The sequence below is a fragment of the Agrobacterium sp. 16-2014-1-2a genome, assembly GCF_053522705.1.
The window spans coordinates 238,802-255,704 of the sequence record NZ_JBNWBX010000003.1; the positions used below are offsets into that span (position 1 = coordinate 238,802).

The window sequence follows — 16,903 nt, forward strand, 5'->3', positions numbered from 1 at the left end:
TGTCCGGGGGAGGCCTCAGCCGAGATTGGTCACCATGAAATAGATCAGCCAGCAATGCCCGATCACCAGCACGGCCCAGGCCCATTTAGCAAGCCTGATATCGACATCGATGACGGTATTGCTGATTTCCGCCACGCGAAAAGCCTCTTCCTCAACCCGGTTCTCCGGCGGGCGAGATTTCAGCGCCTTCCTAGAAACCGGCTCGCCCACGACATAAAGCCTGTCGTTCGCAACTGATGGACGCGGGCCGTCGTTGGCGCTCCCGTCAAGGGAAAGCACGTCGTCACCCGAGGCGCAACTCACCGCTAATAGCTGTGATGACACCCGCCTGTTACGCATGTTACCTCCATTGGGCATCACAAATCTTCCACACAATAAAAATAAAAAAAATTCACCTGCTGCTCCCGACAAAGCCTTGGCTTTACCGGGCAAATTTGCGATGCGCGCAATACGCGCCGCGCCAGTTGAACCCCTTCTCGCCCCACGCTTTTGCGCTCCCCCGGAAACGCATCGGCATCAGCCCTGCCATTAACGTGCCGGGCTTCCCGGCAAATCGTGCCTTCCCGCGTAAGGCCTTACCTCCCGCTGGATCAGGAAGACGGATTTCTCCACCGGCAGCGGTTCGGCTGTCCGGTAGCGATGAGACCGCTTGGAATATTCAAACCGGATCAGCCTGTCTTCGAACTTCACCGCCAGAACGCGATAGCCGTTGACGACCTCGTTCAGTATTTCCAGCTCTTCTCCCCACAGCCAGCCACCGTAAGAAGTGCCTTCGTTGGAGCGCAGCACGATCTCGAAAAAATGCCCGCCGGCCGCAAATGGCATGCGGAAAATAATATCGAGATTGTCTTCATCTTCGTCGTCGCATGCCGACAGTCTGGCATGGGCAACCTTCGCATGGGCCAGCGCCGAAACCGGATAGAACGGGCGCCCTTTGAACCACATGAACTCACACACCGCATAACCGACGTCGTCGGCACGCTGGTAAGGTTCAGTACGCGGCTCGAACGCCATGTAGCTTCCGTTAAACGCTATCAATTTCGAAAATTCCCGATGCCTGCCAGATGCATGATTGCTGTTTTCCGCCCGTCGCCCGCGCCTCTATTCACGACAATAGGCAAGCGGCGTCACACCAGCGTCAAATGGAACGCCAATGATGACTTTCAATTTCCCGGACACATTGTTAGATGGTGATTCATGAGGGAACGAAATTGGCTGGGAACGCTGAACTGATACCGATCCGGCTTTTTGGCACCCCGCGCTGCGATGCGGTGCGGCAAGCGTTTTTCCCGTCCAAGGGCTTTGCCCTCACTGCCGCCCTGATCCTTGCTCCCAACCAGTCCCTTTCCCGCCAGCAGGCCGCATCGCTGTTGTGGGAAAACGTCGAGCAAAAAAGGGCACTGGGCAATTTGCGGCAGCTGATCCTGCGCCTCCAGAAGCTGTCGAGCGATGACGATGCCATCCTTCTGACAGAAGGGAACGACCTGAAGGCCGGAAAGCTGGCGCAGCGGACCGACCTTGCGATCTTTCTTGCCGGCGCGAGAGCAGAAGATCCGATGCAGCGGCTGCAAGCCCTGCTCGAATTCGGCGGCGATCTGCTGGAGGGGCTGGAGGCTGGGCAGGACCACCTTTATCTCTGGCTGCTGTCTGAGCGACGCCGTCTCAAGGACCTGTTCTTTTCAAGCTATACACCGCTTCTGGAGGAGTTGACGCGGTTCGGCCGCGCCAGTTCGAACAACATCGCATCGCTTGCCGAATGCGCGCTGAAGATCGAGCCGGAGCGCGAGGAAACCTACCGCGCCGCCATGGCGGCCTATGCGCGGGTGGGAAACACCAGCGCCTGCGAGGGAATTTTCCAGCTTCTGATGGAACAGCTCCGCCAGGAGGACCGACCTCCGGAGGCCGAGACAGTGGCGCTTCGACGGCGGATACAAAGTCTGGCCTCGACGATAGTATCCCCCGCCGAACCGGATGAGGGTAGCCGCCGAAAACCGATGGCAAAACCACGCGTCGCCTTCAGCCGTCCGGTGCGGGTGGACGGGCTTGCGGTATCGCCGGTGATGAGTGCCTTTGTCGAGGATGTCGCCAATAGTCTCGTTCGATACCGGACCTTCACCGTTCTTTCGACGCACAGCACCTTTGTAGCGACACACGACCGGACCGACGACAGTTATGCAATGTTGCGGGCGGATTACCGCATCGTCTCCACGGTTTTCGACGATGCCCGCATGTCGGTAGCGCTGATCGAGGAAGCGACCGGAGAAATCGTCTGGTCGCTGGAGGTTGTGCTGACCGCGCGGCATATTCACGCCGCTTTTCGACTGCTGTCCAAACAGGTGGCCGCGGGGCTTGCCCGCGAGATCGAGCGGCTTCAGGTGGAACCAGACCGCAACCACAGCGGCGAGGCCTACCGGCAATTGCTGGAGGGCCAGCAGCTTCTGCGCGGCAAGTGCGACCTGCCGCTTCTTCGAAGAGCACGCTCGATGTTCCGCAAGGCGGTCGATCTGGATAACAGCATGGCGGTTGCCCGCGCCCGCGTGGCGCAGAGCCTGCAGCTGGAATGGCTGATGCTGGGCGGCAACGACCCCCACCTGCTGCACCGCGCCAAGGCGGAGGCAGACGCCTCAGTCGAAATCGATCCCGCTCTTGGCGTCGGCCACTGGATGTGCGCCGTCGTGGCGCTCTACCAGCGGGATTTCGACATATCCGCCGAAAGGTTCTTCGAAGCGGAGGCGCTTGCGCCCAACTCCGCCGACCTTTTGCTCCAGCATGCCGATGCGCTCGCGCATTTCGGCGATGCCGAAACCGCATGGGAAAAGTTTCAGCAAGCCATCGACCTCAATCCGCTCGCACCCGACATCTACTGGTGGGCGGGCGCCAGCATCGCGTTCAAGCGTGAGGATTACGGCACGGCAGTAGAACTGTGCGCGCGCATGGAAAATGACGAGCCGGCATTGCGCGTCTTGACCGCGAGCCACGCGCTCCACGGTGATTTGGACGCTGCCAGGGAAACCGGCAGCAGGCTTCAGGAAAACTATCCGGGTATGACGGCGAGGGAAATCAGCAGCCTGTCCCCAGACCGAGACCCGGTAGCGAATGAAAAATTCTATAACGCACTTCGATTAGCTGGGATCAAATAGGAGTTATTATGTCCTCGCACTTCTTTATTGTCGGAAAAAAGGGTTTCGGCGTTCTCTTCATTCGCACGGCGCCGCTCAGGGTTGCGTCCGTCTCGCATGAGACGATTGCCGCCTATGAAGCCAGCCATCCCGGTGTGGACGGTTACGCGCGCGTTGCTGCGGCGGCAAAATCCATGCTCGTTCGTCAGGACGGCCAGCCCGAAAACGAGCTGGATCAGGTACAGATCCAGGGCATCGAAGCCCTCGTCGCCGGCGGCGCTGTCGTTTCCGAGGCCGATTTCGCCTTTGTCGGCGAAGTGATCGACGCCGGCTGGGATTTCAACCGCATGGTGCAGGCACCGATCGAATCGGCCCTGAAGGCTGTTGGTCCGGCGGGTTCCGTCACCGGCGAGCTGTTCGACGCCATCCTTGCCGACGACACCAACGCGGCGCCTTGATTGCGGCCCCGCAGCCTTGACCGCTGACGGCGCACATATACCAGCGACAGCGGCTTTAGGGCATCCGGACGCTTCGTTCTTTGATCCCGAACTGCTTCGGCGGTTCGGGATTACCCGCGTCGGAGACGTGACCGGTCTCGATATTATCGGCATACCCGTCTGGTTCGCGACGCGGCCCAATTCACGCGGACTGTCTGTCTCCCAGGGCAAGGGGCTTGTCGCGGAGCAGGCACGGCTTTCCGCGATCATGGAAGCGATCGAAGGTGCCGTCGCCGAAGACACCCGCAAACATATCACCACTTTCGGCTCCATTCGTGAGATGCGGGACAAGGGCGCCCCTCTCGTTCCTTTCGAAACAATCGGCCGGGTCGACCCGGACACTCTTGATCTGCGAAACCAACGCGCCTGGGTGAAGGGAACATCCATACGCCAGCAGCTGGAGGTTTTTGCCCCCTATGAACTGGTGGGCATGGATTTTCGCACGGATTTCCCCTGGGACCGGCAGGCCTTTCTCATGAGTTCGCAAGGTCTTGCGGCGGGTTTCGACCATGACCACGCGGTTCTGCACGCCCTGCTCGAACTCATCGAAAACGACGCCTGCTTTCTCGTCGATACCTTCGAAACCCGCAATATCGCGCCGGAACCGGTCGTGTTGCCGATGGGTGTCGACGCATCCTTCGATGCTCTTGCTCAACACCTTTCACATATCGGACTGCCGCCCCGCTTCTTTGATCTCACCAATACGCTCGGCGTGCCTGTAGTCATGGCAAGCCTGCCACGGTCAATCCACGCGCAGGACGGACTTGCCACCCGCAGCGCTGCCGGCGCAGCGTGCCGGTTTGGCACCTATGACGCGGCAATTGCCGCGCTGCTGGAGGCGATCCAGTCGCGACTGACTGACATCAGCGGCGCAAGGGACGATCTCTCTCCTTTGCGCTACCAGCGGGATATGTTTGCGGCGGGACCGGCGGCATCCGAGGTGCGGCCGATGGACCGGATCCCGGCCAGTCTCGATTTTGCGATTAGCGATCCGGCTCTACCCCCGTGGCGTCAGCTTGCAGAGCATCTTTTTGCCGCCGGGATCGACGACATCTATGTCTTTGCGCTGGAAACGGGCGTATCCGGTCTGCATGTCGTCCGGGTTCTGGCAAGCGGCCTCACCCCTGCCGGTGGTGGCCTTCAACGTATATCGCAGCGGACGCTCGACCGGTTCCTGAACCTCGGAGGCCTTTGATGAAGCCGGTGGTTTTTGCGGGCCCGTCCATCCACGGCATCACACCCGCGCAGATTTCCGGCCTCGATCTTCGTGGCCCGGCTGCCTGCGGCGATATTTTCGACGCGGTAAAGCAGGGTGCCCGGACAATCGGGCTGATCGACGGCCTCTACGGTGACTGCGCCGCCGTGTGGCACAAGGAAATCCTGTTTGCACTGACAGGCGGCGTCACTGTTCTTGGTGCCGCCAGCATGGGCGCGCTAAGAGCGGCGGAATGCGCGGCCTTCGGCATGATCGGCATCGGCGAAATCTTTGAAGCCTATCGGGACGGGCTGCGTTTTTCCGACGCCGATGTGGCAGTCAGCCACGCGCCCGGCGAACTCGACTACCGCCCGCTGACAATCGCGCTTGTCGATGCCGAAGCGACGCTCGAAGCGTGTCGCGCCGCTATCGCCCCAGAGGAACACGACGCCTTGCTGAACGCCGCCCGCAAGCTGCATTTTAACCGCAGGACATGGCGTGCAATGGCAACTGAGGCAAACCTCAACCTCGAGACCGCAAATTTTCTGGCCGGAAACGCGGTTTCCGCCAAACGCAACGATGCGGCCCGGCTTTTAGGCCTGCTTGGCAGCGGAGAATTGCCATCCCCGCCGCCGCAATCGTGGAAATTACAGAACACGGTATTTTTCCAGCAATTGGCCACGCGGAAGACGGCGGGAGAAAAAGCGTCTTGACCGCTGCCCCGCACCCATCTCTGCTGCCCGATTGCGGAGGGCTGATCCGGACAATCGCGCTTGCCTTGCCCGCCGCGTTTTTTGCGGGTGACAGGGCTGACGGGGGCGTATCTCCTCTCATCCCGATCGGAAACCTGCTTTCGGCTCTGCCTTCCGACGTCACGGCCCTTGTTCTTATCGATGGCCCCTGTCTCGCCTCCGCTGAAAGCTGGCTCAGCAGGCTGGCAGCCACCTGCACCGCAGAACTGTTGCCGCTCGATGCAACCAGCAGCGTTTCGCACCCGTGGATACAGGACGTGTTCCACGTTCGGACTGCTGATGGGATCGCAACCGAACTGCTTTGTGCATCGGAAAGCGCCATCACTGGCGAGCTCGCCAATCGTCTCGGGCTTGCCGCCAACGCTTCGCATGTCACTTTGCCGGGCGGTAACCAGCTAGTCGGGCCGGACTTTCGATTGGTGGGCCATTCCAGCCTGCAGGACGACAGGGGTATGGCAAACAATGCGGCAACCGAACGGCCGCAACAATGGCGGCGGGTTCAGGCAATCGACTACAGAACCGTGCGCAGTTTCGGATATCGGCCGGAAGACCTCGGCAATGCCTCGGCCTCAATCGCTCTTACCTTGGCAAACACGTCGCCTCCGGCGATCACCTTCGGAAAAATCCACCAATGCGGTTTCCACGTCGACCAGTTCGTTTCGGTCACAGGTCTAAGACGCGATGGCCACCCGCTATTGCTGGTTGCGGATCCGGTGGCCCATGAATGCAACGCCCGTAATGCGATGGATTTGAAACGAAAACTGGATGCCTCCGTTCTATTGCTGGCACAGCAGGGCTTCGCAATCCTGCGAAATCCCATTCCGGTTTTACCCGCCATCGACACCAAAAAATGCCTGCCTCGGCTTTATAACAACGTGCTTGTCGAAAATATCGTGCGCTCCGACCAAGAGAAGCCATTCGTCTGGGTTCCCCATTTCGGTGATGCGGAAACGCTCGACGGTTTCGACCGAGAGAACAGGAAAATTTGGGAAAGACTGGGCTTTCAAGCCATCGGCGTGGCAGGCTGGAGCCATTTTGCCAGCCGAAACGGGGCATTGCGATGTGCAACAAAGGTGATAAACCGTCAACCAGCACAGCATACCGACGGAAAACAGCCTTACTTTATCAGTAACACCTCACAATACCCGTGGAAATTGTGTTGAATGTCTACCTTCAACAATATTAATTGATAAATATCCAATTTAAGAACCTCACAACTGGAGGAGTTCATGATGCAGGCCAAACTACCCAGCCCGATCGATGTGCATGTGGGTACACAAATCCGAATGCGCCGCAAGTCGCTCGGCATGAGTCAAAGCGCGCTGGCGGGCCGGTTGGGCATTACCTTCCAGCAGGTCCAGAAATACGAAAAGGGTGCCAATCGCGTCGGCGCGTCCCGTTTGCAAGCCATTGCATCGGTTCTCGGCGTCGATGTCAGCTCTTTGTTCGCCAATGCGACGCCGGATGTCGGAAACGCCAATCCCGCCCTTGGCACGATCAATGCCATGCAGTCTTTCGTTGCGTCGAATGAAGGATTTTCGCTCAATCAGGCCTTTGCCCGAATCAAGAGCGCAACCGTGCGCAAGAGCATCGTTGCCCTCGTGACATCGCTTGCGGCTACCGAAGCGGCGGAAAATAACGGCGCGCCGGAAAACAAGAGCGACGATTGACGCAGGTGTGACGCTCGCGTGACGCTCGATGTGGTCGAAAATGAACAACGCGGGATCAACGCGTTTTCATACTGTCGACTGTCGAGAGGGAATCATGGTGGCGTCTACCGCAGCAATACTTGAAGAGGACAATGCAGACGAGATTCTGGCGCTCGGGCGGATGGTTTCCTATCTTTGCCAGCGCTCCAAATCTCTGGAACTGGGGATGTCGACCTATTTCCTAGAAATGGCATTGCTGTCGCTGGCCCAGGACATCAATCAGCATGGCTCGCTACCGGCCGGCGCAGAAATGAACGGCAGCAGTTTCGCACACGCCGAACTCCATTAAAACACCGCTTTTTAACGACCGCGTCTGCAATTGCGCAGAGCCGCAGACATTTTTCGTCTGCGGTTCCGGCTGGGCTGAAACACACCGGACGCATATATTTTTTAGTCAACTCCAAGAACTTTTGTTCCCAGCATTTGTCGAGGCCCGGTTTTTACCGGGCCTCGATTTGTAGTGGAAGTAAAGACGACAGAATTCTGTCGTCAGGCAACGACCGCGCCCGGACCGGCCACAGCACCTGATGGCACCTTGCCCAGAATAATCATGCCGAGGACCTCGTCCTTCGTCACATCTTCCGTGCGGGCATGGCCGACCACCTTGCCGTTTTTCATGACGAACACCCGGTCGGCGAGATCGAAGACGTCATGGATATCGTGGCTGATTAGGAAGATGCCGATGCCCTGCCGTTTCAGTTCCTTGACGAGATCGCCGACCTGTGCCGTTTCCTGCGGCCCGAGTGCTGCCGTCGGTTCGTCCATGATGAGGATGCGGGCATCGAACAGAATGGCGCGGGCGATTGCCACGGACTGCCGCTGGCCACCGGAAAGCGCCTTCACCGGCTCCTTGAACCGCCGGAAATTGGGGTTGAGACGCCCCATGACCTCGCGGGCCGAAGCTTCCATGGCGACATCATCCAATGTTCCCCATTTCGTCTTCAGCTCGCGGCCGAGATAAAGATTGGCCGCCGCATCGACATTATCCGCCACCGCCAGCGTCTGGTAGATGGTTTCGATGCCGTATTTCTTGGCGTCGCGGGGATTGCGGATATCCGCATCCTCGCCGTTGATGAGGATTTCGCCCCCATCCCGCCGGTATGCACCGGACAATATCTTGATGAGCGTCGATTTGCCGGCGCCGTTGTGGCCAAGAAGGGCCACCACCTCACCTGGGAAAAGATCGACAGAGGCGTTTTCCACCGCATGGATACCACCGAAGGAAATGGAAATATTGCGCATTTCCACGAGGGGCGTGACTTGTTCCGTCATTGGGGTTCTCCTCGGTTCTTACTTGGCGCGGGCGCGGTAGATGGTGTCGAGCCAGACGGCGACGACCAGAACCACACCGACGACGATGCGCTGAAAGGGCGTATCGATGCCCACAAGCACCATGCCGGATTGCAGCGATTGCATGACGAGCGCGCCGAGCATCGCGCCCGCTATGGTGCCGACGCCGCCGGCGAGCGACGTGCCGCCGATGACCGCCGCCGCGATCGTATAAAGTTCATCCAATTCACCCTGAGCATTGGTGGCCGCGTTGAGGCGGGCAGTCGAGATTGCCGCCGCGATGGCGCAGAGAACGCCCATCAGCGTGAAAATCTTCACCGTGACCCAGCGGGTCTTGATGCCGGCGAGCTCCGCCGCTTCCGGGTTGCCGCCGATGGCGAAAACATAACGCCCGAAGCGAAGCCTCGTCGCGATGAAGGTCATGACAGCACCGACGGCAAGCGCCATCAGCACCGGAATGGCAATGCCGTGCGGAATGAACAGGCCACCATCCGGCCAGGTAATGCCATTGGCATCGGCATAGTTGCGGGCAATGTTGACCGGCCAGGGATAGCTGTTGACGACAGCTACGAAACCGACGACGACGACGCAGCCAAGTGCCACCAGGAAATATTCCGCCCAGACGGGCCGCAGCGGAAAACCGAAACGGCGACGCTGGTGGCGGGAATTCAGGATTGCCGCAACAATGGCGACGCAGGCGACAATGGCTGCGATCCAGCTCCATGTCGCGCCGATCGAGCCGCTGGTGCCGCCACCCATCAGGCGGAAGGTGGAATCCATCGGCGCCACGGTGCGGCCGCTGGTGACGAACCATGTGCCACCGCGCCAGACCAGCAGACCACCAAGCGTGACGATGAAGGACGGCACGTTCAGGAAGGCGATGATCGAGCCCTGCAGCATGCCGATCGCTCCACCGACGAGAATGCCGACCAGAAGCGTGACGATCCATGTCGCCCAATGTTCAAAGCCGAGGAGCTGCGGCAGGATTTCCGCTTGCATGACACCCATGATCATGCCGGAAAAACCGAGGATCGACCCGACCGACAGATCGATGTTGCGGGTAACGATGACAAGCACCATGCCTGTCGCCATCACCGCGACCGAAGCGGTCTGGACGGAGAGGTTCCAGAGGTTTCTCGGCGTCAGGAACAGCCCGCCCGAAAGAATATGGAAACCGATCCAGATCAGAAGAAGCGCGCCGACCATGCCGAGCAGCCGGGTATCAAGCTCCGTGGCACTGATGAAACGCGAAATCGAGCCCGTCTTTTCCGTCTTGGGGGACGCTGTGGAATTGGATTGTGTCATGTCGGCCATGGACTGCCGGTCCTCCTTACATCTGAAAGGCGCCGCGCCACGTATCAGTGGCGCGGCGCCCAAACATCAACCTAGCGGTCTCAGTTGCAGGCCTTGACGGATCCGGCCTTTACACCCTGGCAGGCCGTTTCCTTCTTGATCCAGCCGGCGTCGATGACGACGTTCAGATTGTCCTTGGTAATGGCGATGGGCTTGAGGAAGACTGACTGCATCGTCACTTTTTTCGGACCGCCATCAAAAGCGGCAACGCCCTTGATTTCCGTCATCTTCTTGCCGCCCGCAAGTTCCAGCGCGATGCCGGCAGCTTCCTTGCCGAGTTCGCGGCTATCCTTCCAGACAGATACCGTCTGCGTGCCGAGCGCTACGCGGTTGAGCGCGGCGAAGTCCGCATCCTGACCGGATACAGGAACAGAACCTGCGAGGCCCTGCGCGGCAAGAGCGGCAATTGCGCCACCGGCCGTTCCGTCGTTCGAGGCGACGACCGCATCGACCTTGTTGTTATTCTTGGTCAGGAACTGCTCCATGTTCTTCTGGGCATTTTCCGGCTTCCAGCCATCGGTATAGGCTTCGCCGACATTCTTGATCTTGCCCGCGTCGACAGCGGCCTTCAGAACTTCCTGCTGTCCGGCAAAAAGAAAGTCCGCATTCGGATCGGAAGACGAACCCTTGATGAAGACGTAGTTGCCTTCCGGCTTGACCTTGAAGACTTCGGCGGCCTGAAGGCGACCGACTTCCTTGTTGTCGAAAGTGATGTAGAAGGCGTTCTTGTTTTCGATCAGGCGGTCGTAACCCACCACCGGAATACCTTCAGCGACGGCCTTTTCAACGGCCGGGCCAATCGCGTCGCTGTCCTGCGCAAGAATGATCAACGCATTGGCGCCCTGGGAAATCAGCGATTCCACGTCAGTCAGCTGTTTTGCGGCGGACGACTGCGCATCGGCGGAAATATACTTCGCACCGGCCTTGTCGAGAGCTGCCTTGATTGCCGCCTCATCCGTCTTCCAGCGCTCTTCCTGGAAATTGGACCAGGAAACGCCAACGACGAGATCAGCAGCAATGGCTGCGGTGTGCAGGGAAACGAGTACAGCTGTACCCGCCAAAAGCTTGGCAAACGAATTCATGATGTCCTCCCGGTAAGGGCGAAGCCTGCACCTCCATGCAGGGAAAACGCCCGGAAAAAGCTGTCGGGCTCTGTGATTTCACAATTTTCTCGACAGTCGAGAAAATTAATGTCAGAGATTTCCCATGCTGTCAACAACGGCTGCGGGCAGCATCCGGGTGCCTTGATCTTGCTCGTGGCGTGCGCCATCAGAGGGGATAAGCACGACAGGAAAAAGCCGTTCAGGGAGCATACCCCAGCCCATGTCCGCCATTGCAAGCACGGAACTGGTGCGCCAGAAAAACAGCCTGTCGGTGATGGCAGCGCTGCGCCTTCATGGCAGCCTCTCCCATACGGACATGTCCTCCTTCACCGGGCTTGCCTCCGCCACCGTTTCCGCAATCACCATGGAACTCGAGCGGGCCGGCCTCATCCTGCGCAAAGAGCAGCTAGCCGCCGCAGGGCGTGGGCGGCCGCGCATCCTCTTTGGGCCTGATGGTGCTTTCTGCCACGTCGCCATCGTCATCATTTCGTCCGACAGCGTGCAATATTCGTTGGTCGACTATGCCGGCAAGCTGGTGGACCGCTTCACCGAGCAGAGGATCACGGCTGAAAAAGGGTCATTCGGCGGCTCGATCCTCTCCGGCCTTGCACGGCTTGCGGACCGTTCGCGCATCGACCGGCACGACATTCTTCAGGTGTCGATCAGCAGCAAGGGGCTTGTGGACGCGGCAGCGGCGGTGCTCGTCTGGTCACCGGTGCTCGGCACCGAAAAGATAGATTTCCAGCAGCTCATTTCTCAGGACGGCCGCATCCGCGTGACGCTGAACAACGAAACGCTGCTGGCCGCAAAAGCCATCTGGATACAGGAGCAGGCAAAGGACGGCCCGAAACCGGAGGCACTTGTCACCTTGTCGCTCGGCCACAGCATTGGCCTCGGCATTGCCCGCGCCGCGGGTGGCGGGATAGAGGTTAGCGCCCCCAATTTCGGACATATGCTGCATCTGGCCGATGGCGCCCTCTGCCGCTGCGGCACCAGAGGCTGTATCGAGGCCTATTCAGGGTTTTATGCAATCCTGCGTTCGGCATTCGAGGCCCCGCCGCAGGCGGAACCGGCAAAATTCGTGCCGATTGCCGAAGTGGACAAGATCGCCGCTTCCGCCCGCGCCGGCGGGCGCATGGCGCGGCTTGCCTTCCGCACAGCCGGGCTTGCACTCGGCAACGGCCTTTCACGTCTGTTCAGCCTGCACGGCCATATGCCGGTCTTCATCACTGGCCCCGGCACACGCTACTTCGATCTTCTGGAAATCGGCCTTCACGATGGCCTTGCGCAATCGCAGTCGGTACGCTTCGGCGGAATGCCAAAAATCGGCATCGCGCCCAACGAACCGGAACTGGTGTTCGAAGGGCATATGGAACACGCTCTGTCCGCCGCCGACGACTATATATTGAGCGCCGATGGCCCTGAAAGAGCGGCAAGGAACTCGGGGAACTGACGGGACAACTCTTAAAAGCTCAGGCCTGCTCCGTCACGGCTTCGCCCTTTTCCTTGACACCAGTCAGCGTGGAAACGAATTCATCCAGAGCGGCAGCCTCGTCCCTGCTCAACCGCAGGCCCTGTTTAGTGCGCCGCCAGAGAATATCCTCGGCTGCAAAGGCCCATTCGTGTTCCACCAGCCAGCGCACTTCGCATTCGTAAAGTGTGCCGCCGAAATGCCGGCCGAGGCCGGAAACATCGGTGGCGACACCGAGCAGTTCCGCAGCCTTCGTGCCGTAGTTTCTGATGAGCCGCTCGGCATGGCGTCCATCAAGGAATGGGTAACGGGAGACAAGCGCCCTCACCTGGGCGTCATATCTCTCCGCCCCGAAGTCACCGCCCGGCAGATACGATCCCGCCGTCCAGGGATTGCCCTTTTCTCCGATGGCTGCGCCGATCTTTTCCAGAGCATGTTCCGCCAGCCGCCGGTAGGTGGTCAGCTTGCCTCCGAAGATATTGAGCAGCGGCGCTTCGCCCTCTGCCTCTTCAACCTTCAGCACATAGTCGCGTGTGGCTTCCTGCGCCTTTGAAGCGCCATCATCGAAAAGCGGGCGCACGCCGGAATAGGTCCAGACGATATCATCCGGCTTCACCGGCTCGCTGAAGTATTCGCTGGCGGCATTGCAGAGATAGGAAATCTCCTCCTCGGAGATGCGCACCTTGGCCGGATCGCCCTTGTAGTCGCGGTCCGTGGTGCCGATCAGCGTAAAATCTTGCTCATAGGGAATGGCGAAGATGATGCGGTTGTCCGGGTTCTGGAAGAAATAGGCGCGCGGATCGGAAAACTTCCTGCGCACGATAATGTGGCTGCCCTGCACGAGACGAACATTGTGCACATCGTTGCGCCCGAACACGCCGGACAGCACGTTATCCACCCATGGGCCAGCGGCATTCACCAGCATGCGCGCTCTGTGCGTGGCTGAACGGCCGGTCTTTTCGTCCAGCGTCTCGATAAGCCACACGCCGCCTTCGCGCCGTGCGGAAACGACCCGCGTGCGGTTCATGATCGTCGCACCGCGATCCGCCGCGTCACGCGCATTCAGAACCACGAAACGGGCATCGTCCACCCAGCCGTCGGAATATTCGAAAGCCTTGGCAAAGACCGGCTTCAGAGGTTTGCCTGCCGGGTCTTGCCGAAGATCGACCGTGCGCGTCGGCGGCAAAAGCTTGCGGCCGCCGAGGTTGTCATAAAGAAAGAGGCCAAGCCGGACCATCCATGCCGGACGCACGCCGCCTTTCTGGAGCGGCAGGACGAAGCGCATGGGCCAGATGACGTGCGGGGCCATGGCCCACAGAATTTCACGCTCCATCAAGGCTTCGCGCACCAGACGAAACTCATAATGTTCGAGATAACGCAGGCCGCCATGGATGAGCTTGGTGGCTGCCGAAGACGTACCGGAGGCAAAATCGCCCTTTTCCGCAAGCGCCACGGAATAGCCCCTACCCACGGCATCGCGGGCAATGCCGCAACCATTCACGCCACCGCCGATGACAAAAAGATCGAATATGTTTTCGCCGGACATAGAGCCTCCCAAGACAGCGCCGGGGACCATTTCCCCCTACGTTGAAAGATTATCGTCATAAAAACGAAAACAAAACGAATGTCAAAAGAAAATAAACGAAACCCATGTTTCTAGCACAAGCGAACGGCAACTGCCGCCGGTGAATCACTTCGCCAGCGTGTTTCGGGATGTCGGTACGGGGTCTGTGTTTCAGACGTGTGTCGGAGTGACCTGCTCAAGCTCGTAAAGCACGCCGCCCATATCCTTTGGATGCAGGAAGAGAACGGGATTGCCATGCGCGCCGATCTTCGGCTCGCCATCACCTAAAATGCGGATGCCTTTTTGGACGAGATCGTCTCGCACGGCCAGAATATCCGGCACCTCAAAGCACAGATGATGCGTGCCGCCACCCGGATTTCTTTCGAGGAAGGCGGTAATCGGGGAGTTCTCTCCAAGCGGATGAAGAAGTTCGATCTTGGTATTGTCAGCCTGAACGAAAACCACTGTCACGCCGTGTTCGGGCAGGGATTGCGGCTCGGAAACTTGAGCGCCAAGCGCCCTGTATCGCGAAACCGCGGCATTAAGATCGGGCACGGCAAGGGCGACGTGGTTCAATCTTCCGAACATGGCCGTACTCCTCTCACGCGTTGCGCCGGATGCCTTCCAGCAGATCGAGAACCTTGTTGGCCGCATCCATGACATTGGTGCCGGGTCCGAAAATTGCCGAAACGCCGTGGTCGAGCAGGAACTGGTAATCCTGGCGCGGGATGACGCCGCCGACGACGACGATGATGTCCTGGGCACCCTTCTGCTTGAGCGCCTCCACAAGCTGCGGCGCGAGCGTCTTGTGGCCTGCGGCAAGCGACGACATGCCGACCACATGCACCTTGTTCTGAACCGCAAGATCGGCTGCCTCGGCAGGCGTCTGGAACAGCGGCCCGGCCAGCACATCGAAACCGATATCACCAAAGGCCGACGCGATAACCTTCGCGCCGCGATCATGCCCGTCCTGCCCGAGCTTTGCGACCATGATGCGCGGTTTGACGCCGAGCCGTTCTGCCACGCCGGAAAGCCGCGTAGCGAGCGTGGCAAGCTCCGGCTCGTCCTTGTAGGCCTCGCCGTAAATATCCTCCACCACTTCCGGCACGGCAACGTAATCGCCGAAGACGGCACGCAGCGCATCGGAAATCTCGCCGACGGTGGCGCGGGCGCGGGCGGCGACGACTGCCGCCTCGAGAATATTACCCTTGCCGCTGCGGGCAATCTCAGACAATGCCGCCAGCGCCTTCGAGACGTCCCCGCCGTCGCGGCGACGTTTGGTGTCCTCAAGGCGGCGGATTTGCGCGGCGCGTACGGCGGCGTTGTCGATATCGAGAACGTCGATATCCTCCTCGGTTTCCAGACGGTAGCGGTTGACGCCGACGATGACTTCCTCGCCCTTGTCCACGGCCGCCTGCCGACGCGTGGCCGCTTCCTCGATCAATCTTTTGGGCAGGCCTTCGGCCACCGCTTTGGTCATGCCACCAAGCGCCTCCACCTCCTCAATCAGCGCCCAGGCTTTTTGCGCCAGTTCATCCGTCAGGCTTTCGACGTAGTAGGAACCGGCCAGCGGATCGACGACCTTGGTGACGCCGGTTTCATGCTGGAGAATAAGCTGGGTGTTGCGGGCGATACGGGCGGAAAATTCTGTCGGCAGGGCAATGGCTTCATCAAAGGAATTGGTGTGCAGCGATTGTGTGCCGCCCAGCACGGCGGACATGGCCTCGAAAGCGGTACGGACAATGTTATTGTAAGGGTCCTGTTCCTGAAGAGACACACCGGATGTCTGGCAATGGGTGCGCAGCATGAGCGACGACGCCTTTTGCGGCTTGAACTCTTCCATGATGCGCGACCAGAGGAAGCGGGCGGCGCGCAGCTTTGCGGCCTCCATGAAGAAATTCATGCCGATGGCAAAAAAGAACGACAGGCGGCCGGCGAAATCATCGACATTCAGTCCCTTGGCAAGGGCGGCCCGCACATATTCCCGCCCATCCGCCAGCGTGAAGGCAAGCTCCTGCACCAGCGTGGCACCTGCCTCCTGCATGTGATAGCCGGATATCGAAATGGAGTTGAATTTCGGCATCTCCTTCGCCGTATATTCAATGATATCAGCAATGATACGCATCGAAGGCTCGGGCGGGTAGATATAGGTGTTGCGGACCATGAACTCCTTGAGAATGTCGTTCTGGATGGTGCCGGAAAGTGCGGCACGCGAGACACCCTGCTCTTCCCCCGCAACGATGAAATTGGCGAGCACCGGAATGACGGCCCCGTTCATGGTCATGGAGACGGAGACCTTTTCGAGCGGTATGCCATCGAACAGGATTTTCATGTCCTCGACGCTGTCGATCGCTACGCCCGCCTTACCGACATCGCCTTCAACGCGCGAGTGGTCGCTGTCATATCCGCGATGAGTGGCAAGATCGAAGGCGACCGAAACACCCTGCTGGCCGGCGGCGAGCGCCTTGCGGTAAAAGGCGTTGGAAGCTTCGGCAGTCGAAAACCCGGCATATTGGCGGATCGTCCATGGCCGCCCGGCATACATGGTGGCGCGCGGGCCGCGCGTGAAGGGTGCAAAGCCCGGCAGGCCATCGAGATGTGAAGCCTTTTTCAGGTCATCGGCCGTGTAAAGCGGTTTGACGTCAATGCCTTCGGGCGTATGCCAGACGAGTGCATCCGGTGAACGCTTCAGCTCTTTTTCGGCAAGCTGCAGCCAATCCCGCACCGTTTTTTCACCCGACATGCATATCTCCCCTTCTGCATTTCATTTTCAGTACTGTGACTGGTGATCGTGACCGAAATCCAGCCTACCCCGTAACCCGCTCCGCCCCTCATCCGTTCCTCAAAAAC

General features: G+C 59.4%; 16 protein-coding genes. 8 read left to right on the forward strand and 8 right to left on the reverse strand.

The genetic code is table 11. From position 1 onward, the window contains the following. Nucleotides 1–15: 15 nt before the first annotated feature. Nucleotides 16–279, reverse strand: coding sequence for a hypothetical protein (locus tag ACQZ45_RS12715; RefSeq protein ID WP_236736220.1), 264 nt, complete (start codon nt 277–279; stop codon nt 16–18). A gap of 249 nt (nt 280–528) precedes the next feature. Further along, nucleotides 529–1,014, reverse strand: coding sequence for a hypothetical protein (locus ACQZ45_RS12720; protein ID WP_065687900.1), 486 nt, complete (start codon nt 1,012–1,014; stop codon nt 529–531). A gap of 173 nt (nt 1,015–1,187) precedes the next feature. On the opposite strand from ACQZ45_RS12720, the gene ACQZ45_RS12725 reads away from it, so the two are divergent. The 7 genes from ACQZ45_RS12725 (at nt 1,188) to ACQZ45_RS12755 (ending at nt 7,561) form a co-directional block, all read left to right on the forward strand. Continuing rightward, nucleotides 1,188–3,140, forward strand: a complete 1,953-nt coding sequence (locus ACQZ45_RS12725; RefSeq protein ID WP_065687901.1) for a BTAD domain-containing putative transcriptional regulator — start codon at nt 1,188–1,190, stop codon at nt 3,138–3,140. 8 nt (nt 3,141–3,148) lie between these two features. Beyond that, nucleotides 3,149–3,577 (forward strand): hypothetical protein, encoded by a 429-nt coding sequence (locus ACQZ45_RS12730; RefSeq protein WP_003511290.1) that lies wholly within the window; start codon nt 3,149–3,151, stop codon nt 3,575–3,577. A 127-nt stretch (nt 3,578–3,704) separates the two neighbouring features. Continuing rightward, nucleotides 3,705–4,811 carry a YcaO-like family protein gene (locus ACQZ45_RS12735; protein WP_236736221.1) on the forward strand — a complete coding sequence of 369 codons (1,107 nt, stop codon included), beginning with the start codon at nt 3,705–3,707 and terminating at the stop codon, nt 4,809–4,811. After that, nucleotides 4,811–5,524: a TfuA-like protein gene (locus ACQZ45_RS12740; RefSeq protein ID WP_065687902.1), complete on the forward strand. Its 714-nt coding sequence runs from the start codon at nt 4,811–4,813 to the stop codon at nt 5,522–5,524. Before ACQZ45_RS12735 ends, ACQZ45_RS12740 begins: the two co-directional genes overlap by 1 nt. Beyond that, on the forward strand, nt 5,521–6,726 hold the full coding sequence (locus ACQZ45_RS12745; protein WP_065687903.1) for a hypothetical protein: 1,206 nt from the start codon (nt 5,521–5,523) through the stop codon (nt 6,724–6,726). The genes ACQZ45_RS12740 and ACQZ45_RS12745 overlap by 4 nt, the downstream gene beginning before the upstream one ends. A 69-nt stretch (nt 6,727–6,795) precedes the next feature. Beyond that, entirely contained in the window at nt 6,796–7,233 is a 438-nt protein-coding gene (locus tag ACQZ45_RS12750) for a helix-turn-helix domain-containing protein (RefSeq protein ID WP_025595440.1), read from the forward strand. A gap of 94 nt (nt 7,234–7,327) precedes the next feature. Next, a complete protein-coding gene (locus tag ACQZ45_RS12755; protein WP_065687904.1) occupies nt 7,328–7,561 on the forward strand; it encodes a hypothetical protein in 234 nt (77 codons plus the stop codon). Nucleotides 7,562–7,761: 200 nt separating this feature from the next. Here the strand turns inward: ACQZ45_RS12755 and ACQZ45_RS12760 are convergent, their stop codons facing one another. The 3 genes from ACQZ45_RS12760 to xylF form a co-directional block, all read right to left on the reverse strand. Continuing rightward, entirely contained in the window at nt 7,762–8,544 is a 783-nt protein-coding gene (locus ACQZ45_RS12760; RefSeq protein ID WP_065659662.1) for an ATP-binding cassette domain-containing protein, read from the reverse strand. A gap of 18 nt (nt 8,545–8,562) precedes the next feature. Beyond that, on the reverse strand, nt 8,563–9,876 hold the full coding sequence (locus ACQZ45_RS12765) for a sugar ABC transporter permease (protein WP_003511299.1): 1,314 nt from the start codon (nt 9,874–9,876) through the stop codon (nt 8,563–8,565). Between the two features lie 80 nt (nt 9,877–9,956). Beyond that, the gene (gene xylF, locus ACQZ45_RS12770; protein ID WP_003511300.1) at nt 9,957–10,997 is read right to left on the reverse strand and encodes a D-xylose ABC transporter substrate-binding protein; all 1,041 of its coding nucleotides are present in this window, start codon (nt 10,995–10,997) and stop codon (nt 9,957–9,959) included. A 241-nt stretch (nt 10,998–11,238) separates the two neighbouring features. Here xylF and ACQZ45_RS12775 point away from each other — a divergent pair, with 241 nt between their 5' ends. Then, entirely contained in the window at nt 11,239–12,471 is a 1,233-nt protein-coding gene (locus ACQZ45_RS12775) for an ROK family transcriptional regulator (RefSeq protein ID WP_065687906.1), read from the forward strand. 19 nt (nt 12,472–12,490) lie between these two features. Here the strand turns inward: ACQZ45_RS12775 and ACQZ45_RS12780 are convergent, their stop codons facing one another. The 3 genes from ACQZ45_RS12780 to scpA all read right to left on the reverse strand — a co-directional run bounded on the left by ACQZ45_RS12780 (nt 12,491) and on the right by scpA (nt 16,796). Beyond that, nucleotides 12,491–14,035, reverse strand: a complete 1,545-nt coding sequence (locus ACQZ45_RS12780; RefSeq protein WP_065687907.1) for a glycerol-3-phosphate dehydrogenase — start codon at nt 14,033–14,035, stop codon at nt 12,491–12,493. A gap of 189 nt (nt 14,036–14,224) precedes the next feature. Beyond that, nucleotides 14,225–14,641: a methylmalonyl-CoA epimerase gene (mce, locus tag ACQZ45_RS12785; RefSeq protein ID WP_003511303.1), complete on the reverse strand. Its 417-nt coding sequence runs from the start codon at nt 14,639–14,641 to the stop codon at nt 14,225–14,227. Between the two features lie 13 nt (nt 14,642–14,654). Beyond that, the gene (gene scpA, locus ACQZ45_RS12790) at nt 14,655–16,796 is read right to left on the reverse strand and encodes a methylmalonyl-CoA mutase (protein ID WP_003511304.1); all 2,142 of its coding nucleotides are present in this window, start codon (nt 16,794–16,796) and stop codon (nt 14,655–14,657) included. Nucleotides 16,797–16,903 lie beyond the last annotated feature (107 nt).

What these genes read in the sequence shown, in the direction of transcription:
- ACQZ45_RS12725 (WP_065687901.1), top strand. Translation starts at nt 1,188, where the DNA reads ATGGTGATTCATGAGGGAACGAAATTGGCTGGGAACGCTGAACTGATA.
- ACQZ45_RS12750 (WP_025595440.1), top strand. Translation starts at nt 6,796, where the DNA reads ATGCAGGCCAAACTACCCAGCCCGATCGATGTGCATGTGGGTACACAA.
- mce (WP_003511303.1), bottom strand. Translation starts at nt 14,641, where the DNA reads ATGTTCGGAAGATTGAACCACGTCGCCCTTGCCGTGCCCGATCTTAAT.
- ACQZ45_RS12780 (WP_065687907.1), bottom strand. Translation starts at nt 14,035, where the DNA reads ATGTCCGGCGAAAACATATTCGATCTTTTTGTCATCGGCGGTGGCGTG.
- ACQZ45_RS12755 (WP_065687904.1), top strand. Translation starts at nt 7,328, where the DNA reads ATGGTGGCGTCTACCGCAGCAATACTTGAAGAGGACAATGCAGACGAG.
- ACQZ45_RS12760 (WP_065659662.1), bottom strand. Translation starts at nt 8,544, where the DNA reads ATGACGGAACAAGTCACGCCCCTCGTGGAAATGCGCAATATTTCCATT.
- scpA (WP_003511304.1), bottom strand. Translation starts at nt 16,796, where the DNA reads ATGTCGGGTGAAAAAACGGTGCGGGATTGGCTGCAGCTTGCCGAAAAA.
- ACQZ45_RS12765 (WP_003511299.1), bottom strand. Translation starts at nt 9,876, where the DNA reads ATGGCCGACATGACACAATCCAATTCCACAGCGTCCCCCAAGACGGAA.
- ACQZ45_RS12740 (WP_065687902.1), top strand. Translation starts at nt 4,811, where the DNA reads ATGAAGCCGGTGGTTTTTGCGGGCCCGTCCATCCACGGCATCACACCC.
- xylF (WP_003511300.1), bottom strand. Translation starts at nt 10,997, where the DNA reads ATGAATTCGTTTGCCAAGCTTTTGGCGGGTACAGCTGTACTCGTTTCC.
- ACQZ45_RS12775 (WP_065687906.1), top strand. Translation starts at nt 11,239, where the DNA reads ATGTCCGCCATTGCAAGCACGGAACTGGTGCGCCAGAAAAACAGCCTG.
- ACQZ45_RS12720 (WP_065687900.1), bottom strand. Translation starts at nt 1,014, where the DNA reads ATGGCGTTCGAGCCGCGTACTGAACCTTACCAGCGTGCCGACGACGTC.
- ACQZ45_RS12730 (WP_003511290.1), top strand. Translation starts at nt 3,149, where the DNA reads ATGTCCTCGCACTTCTTTATTGTCGGAAAAAAGGGTTTCGGCGTTCTC.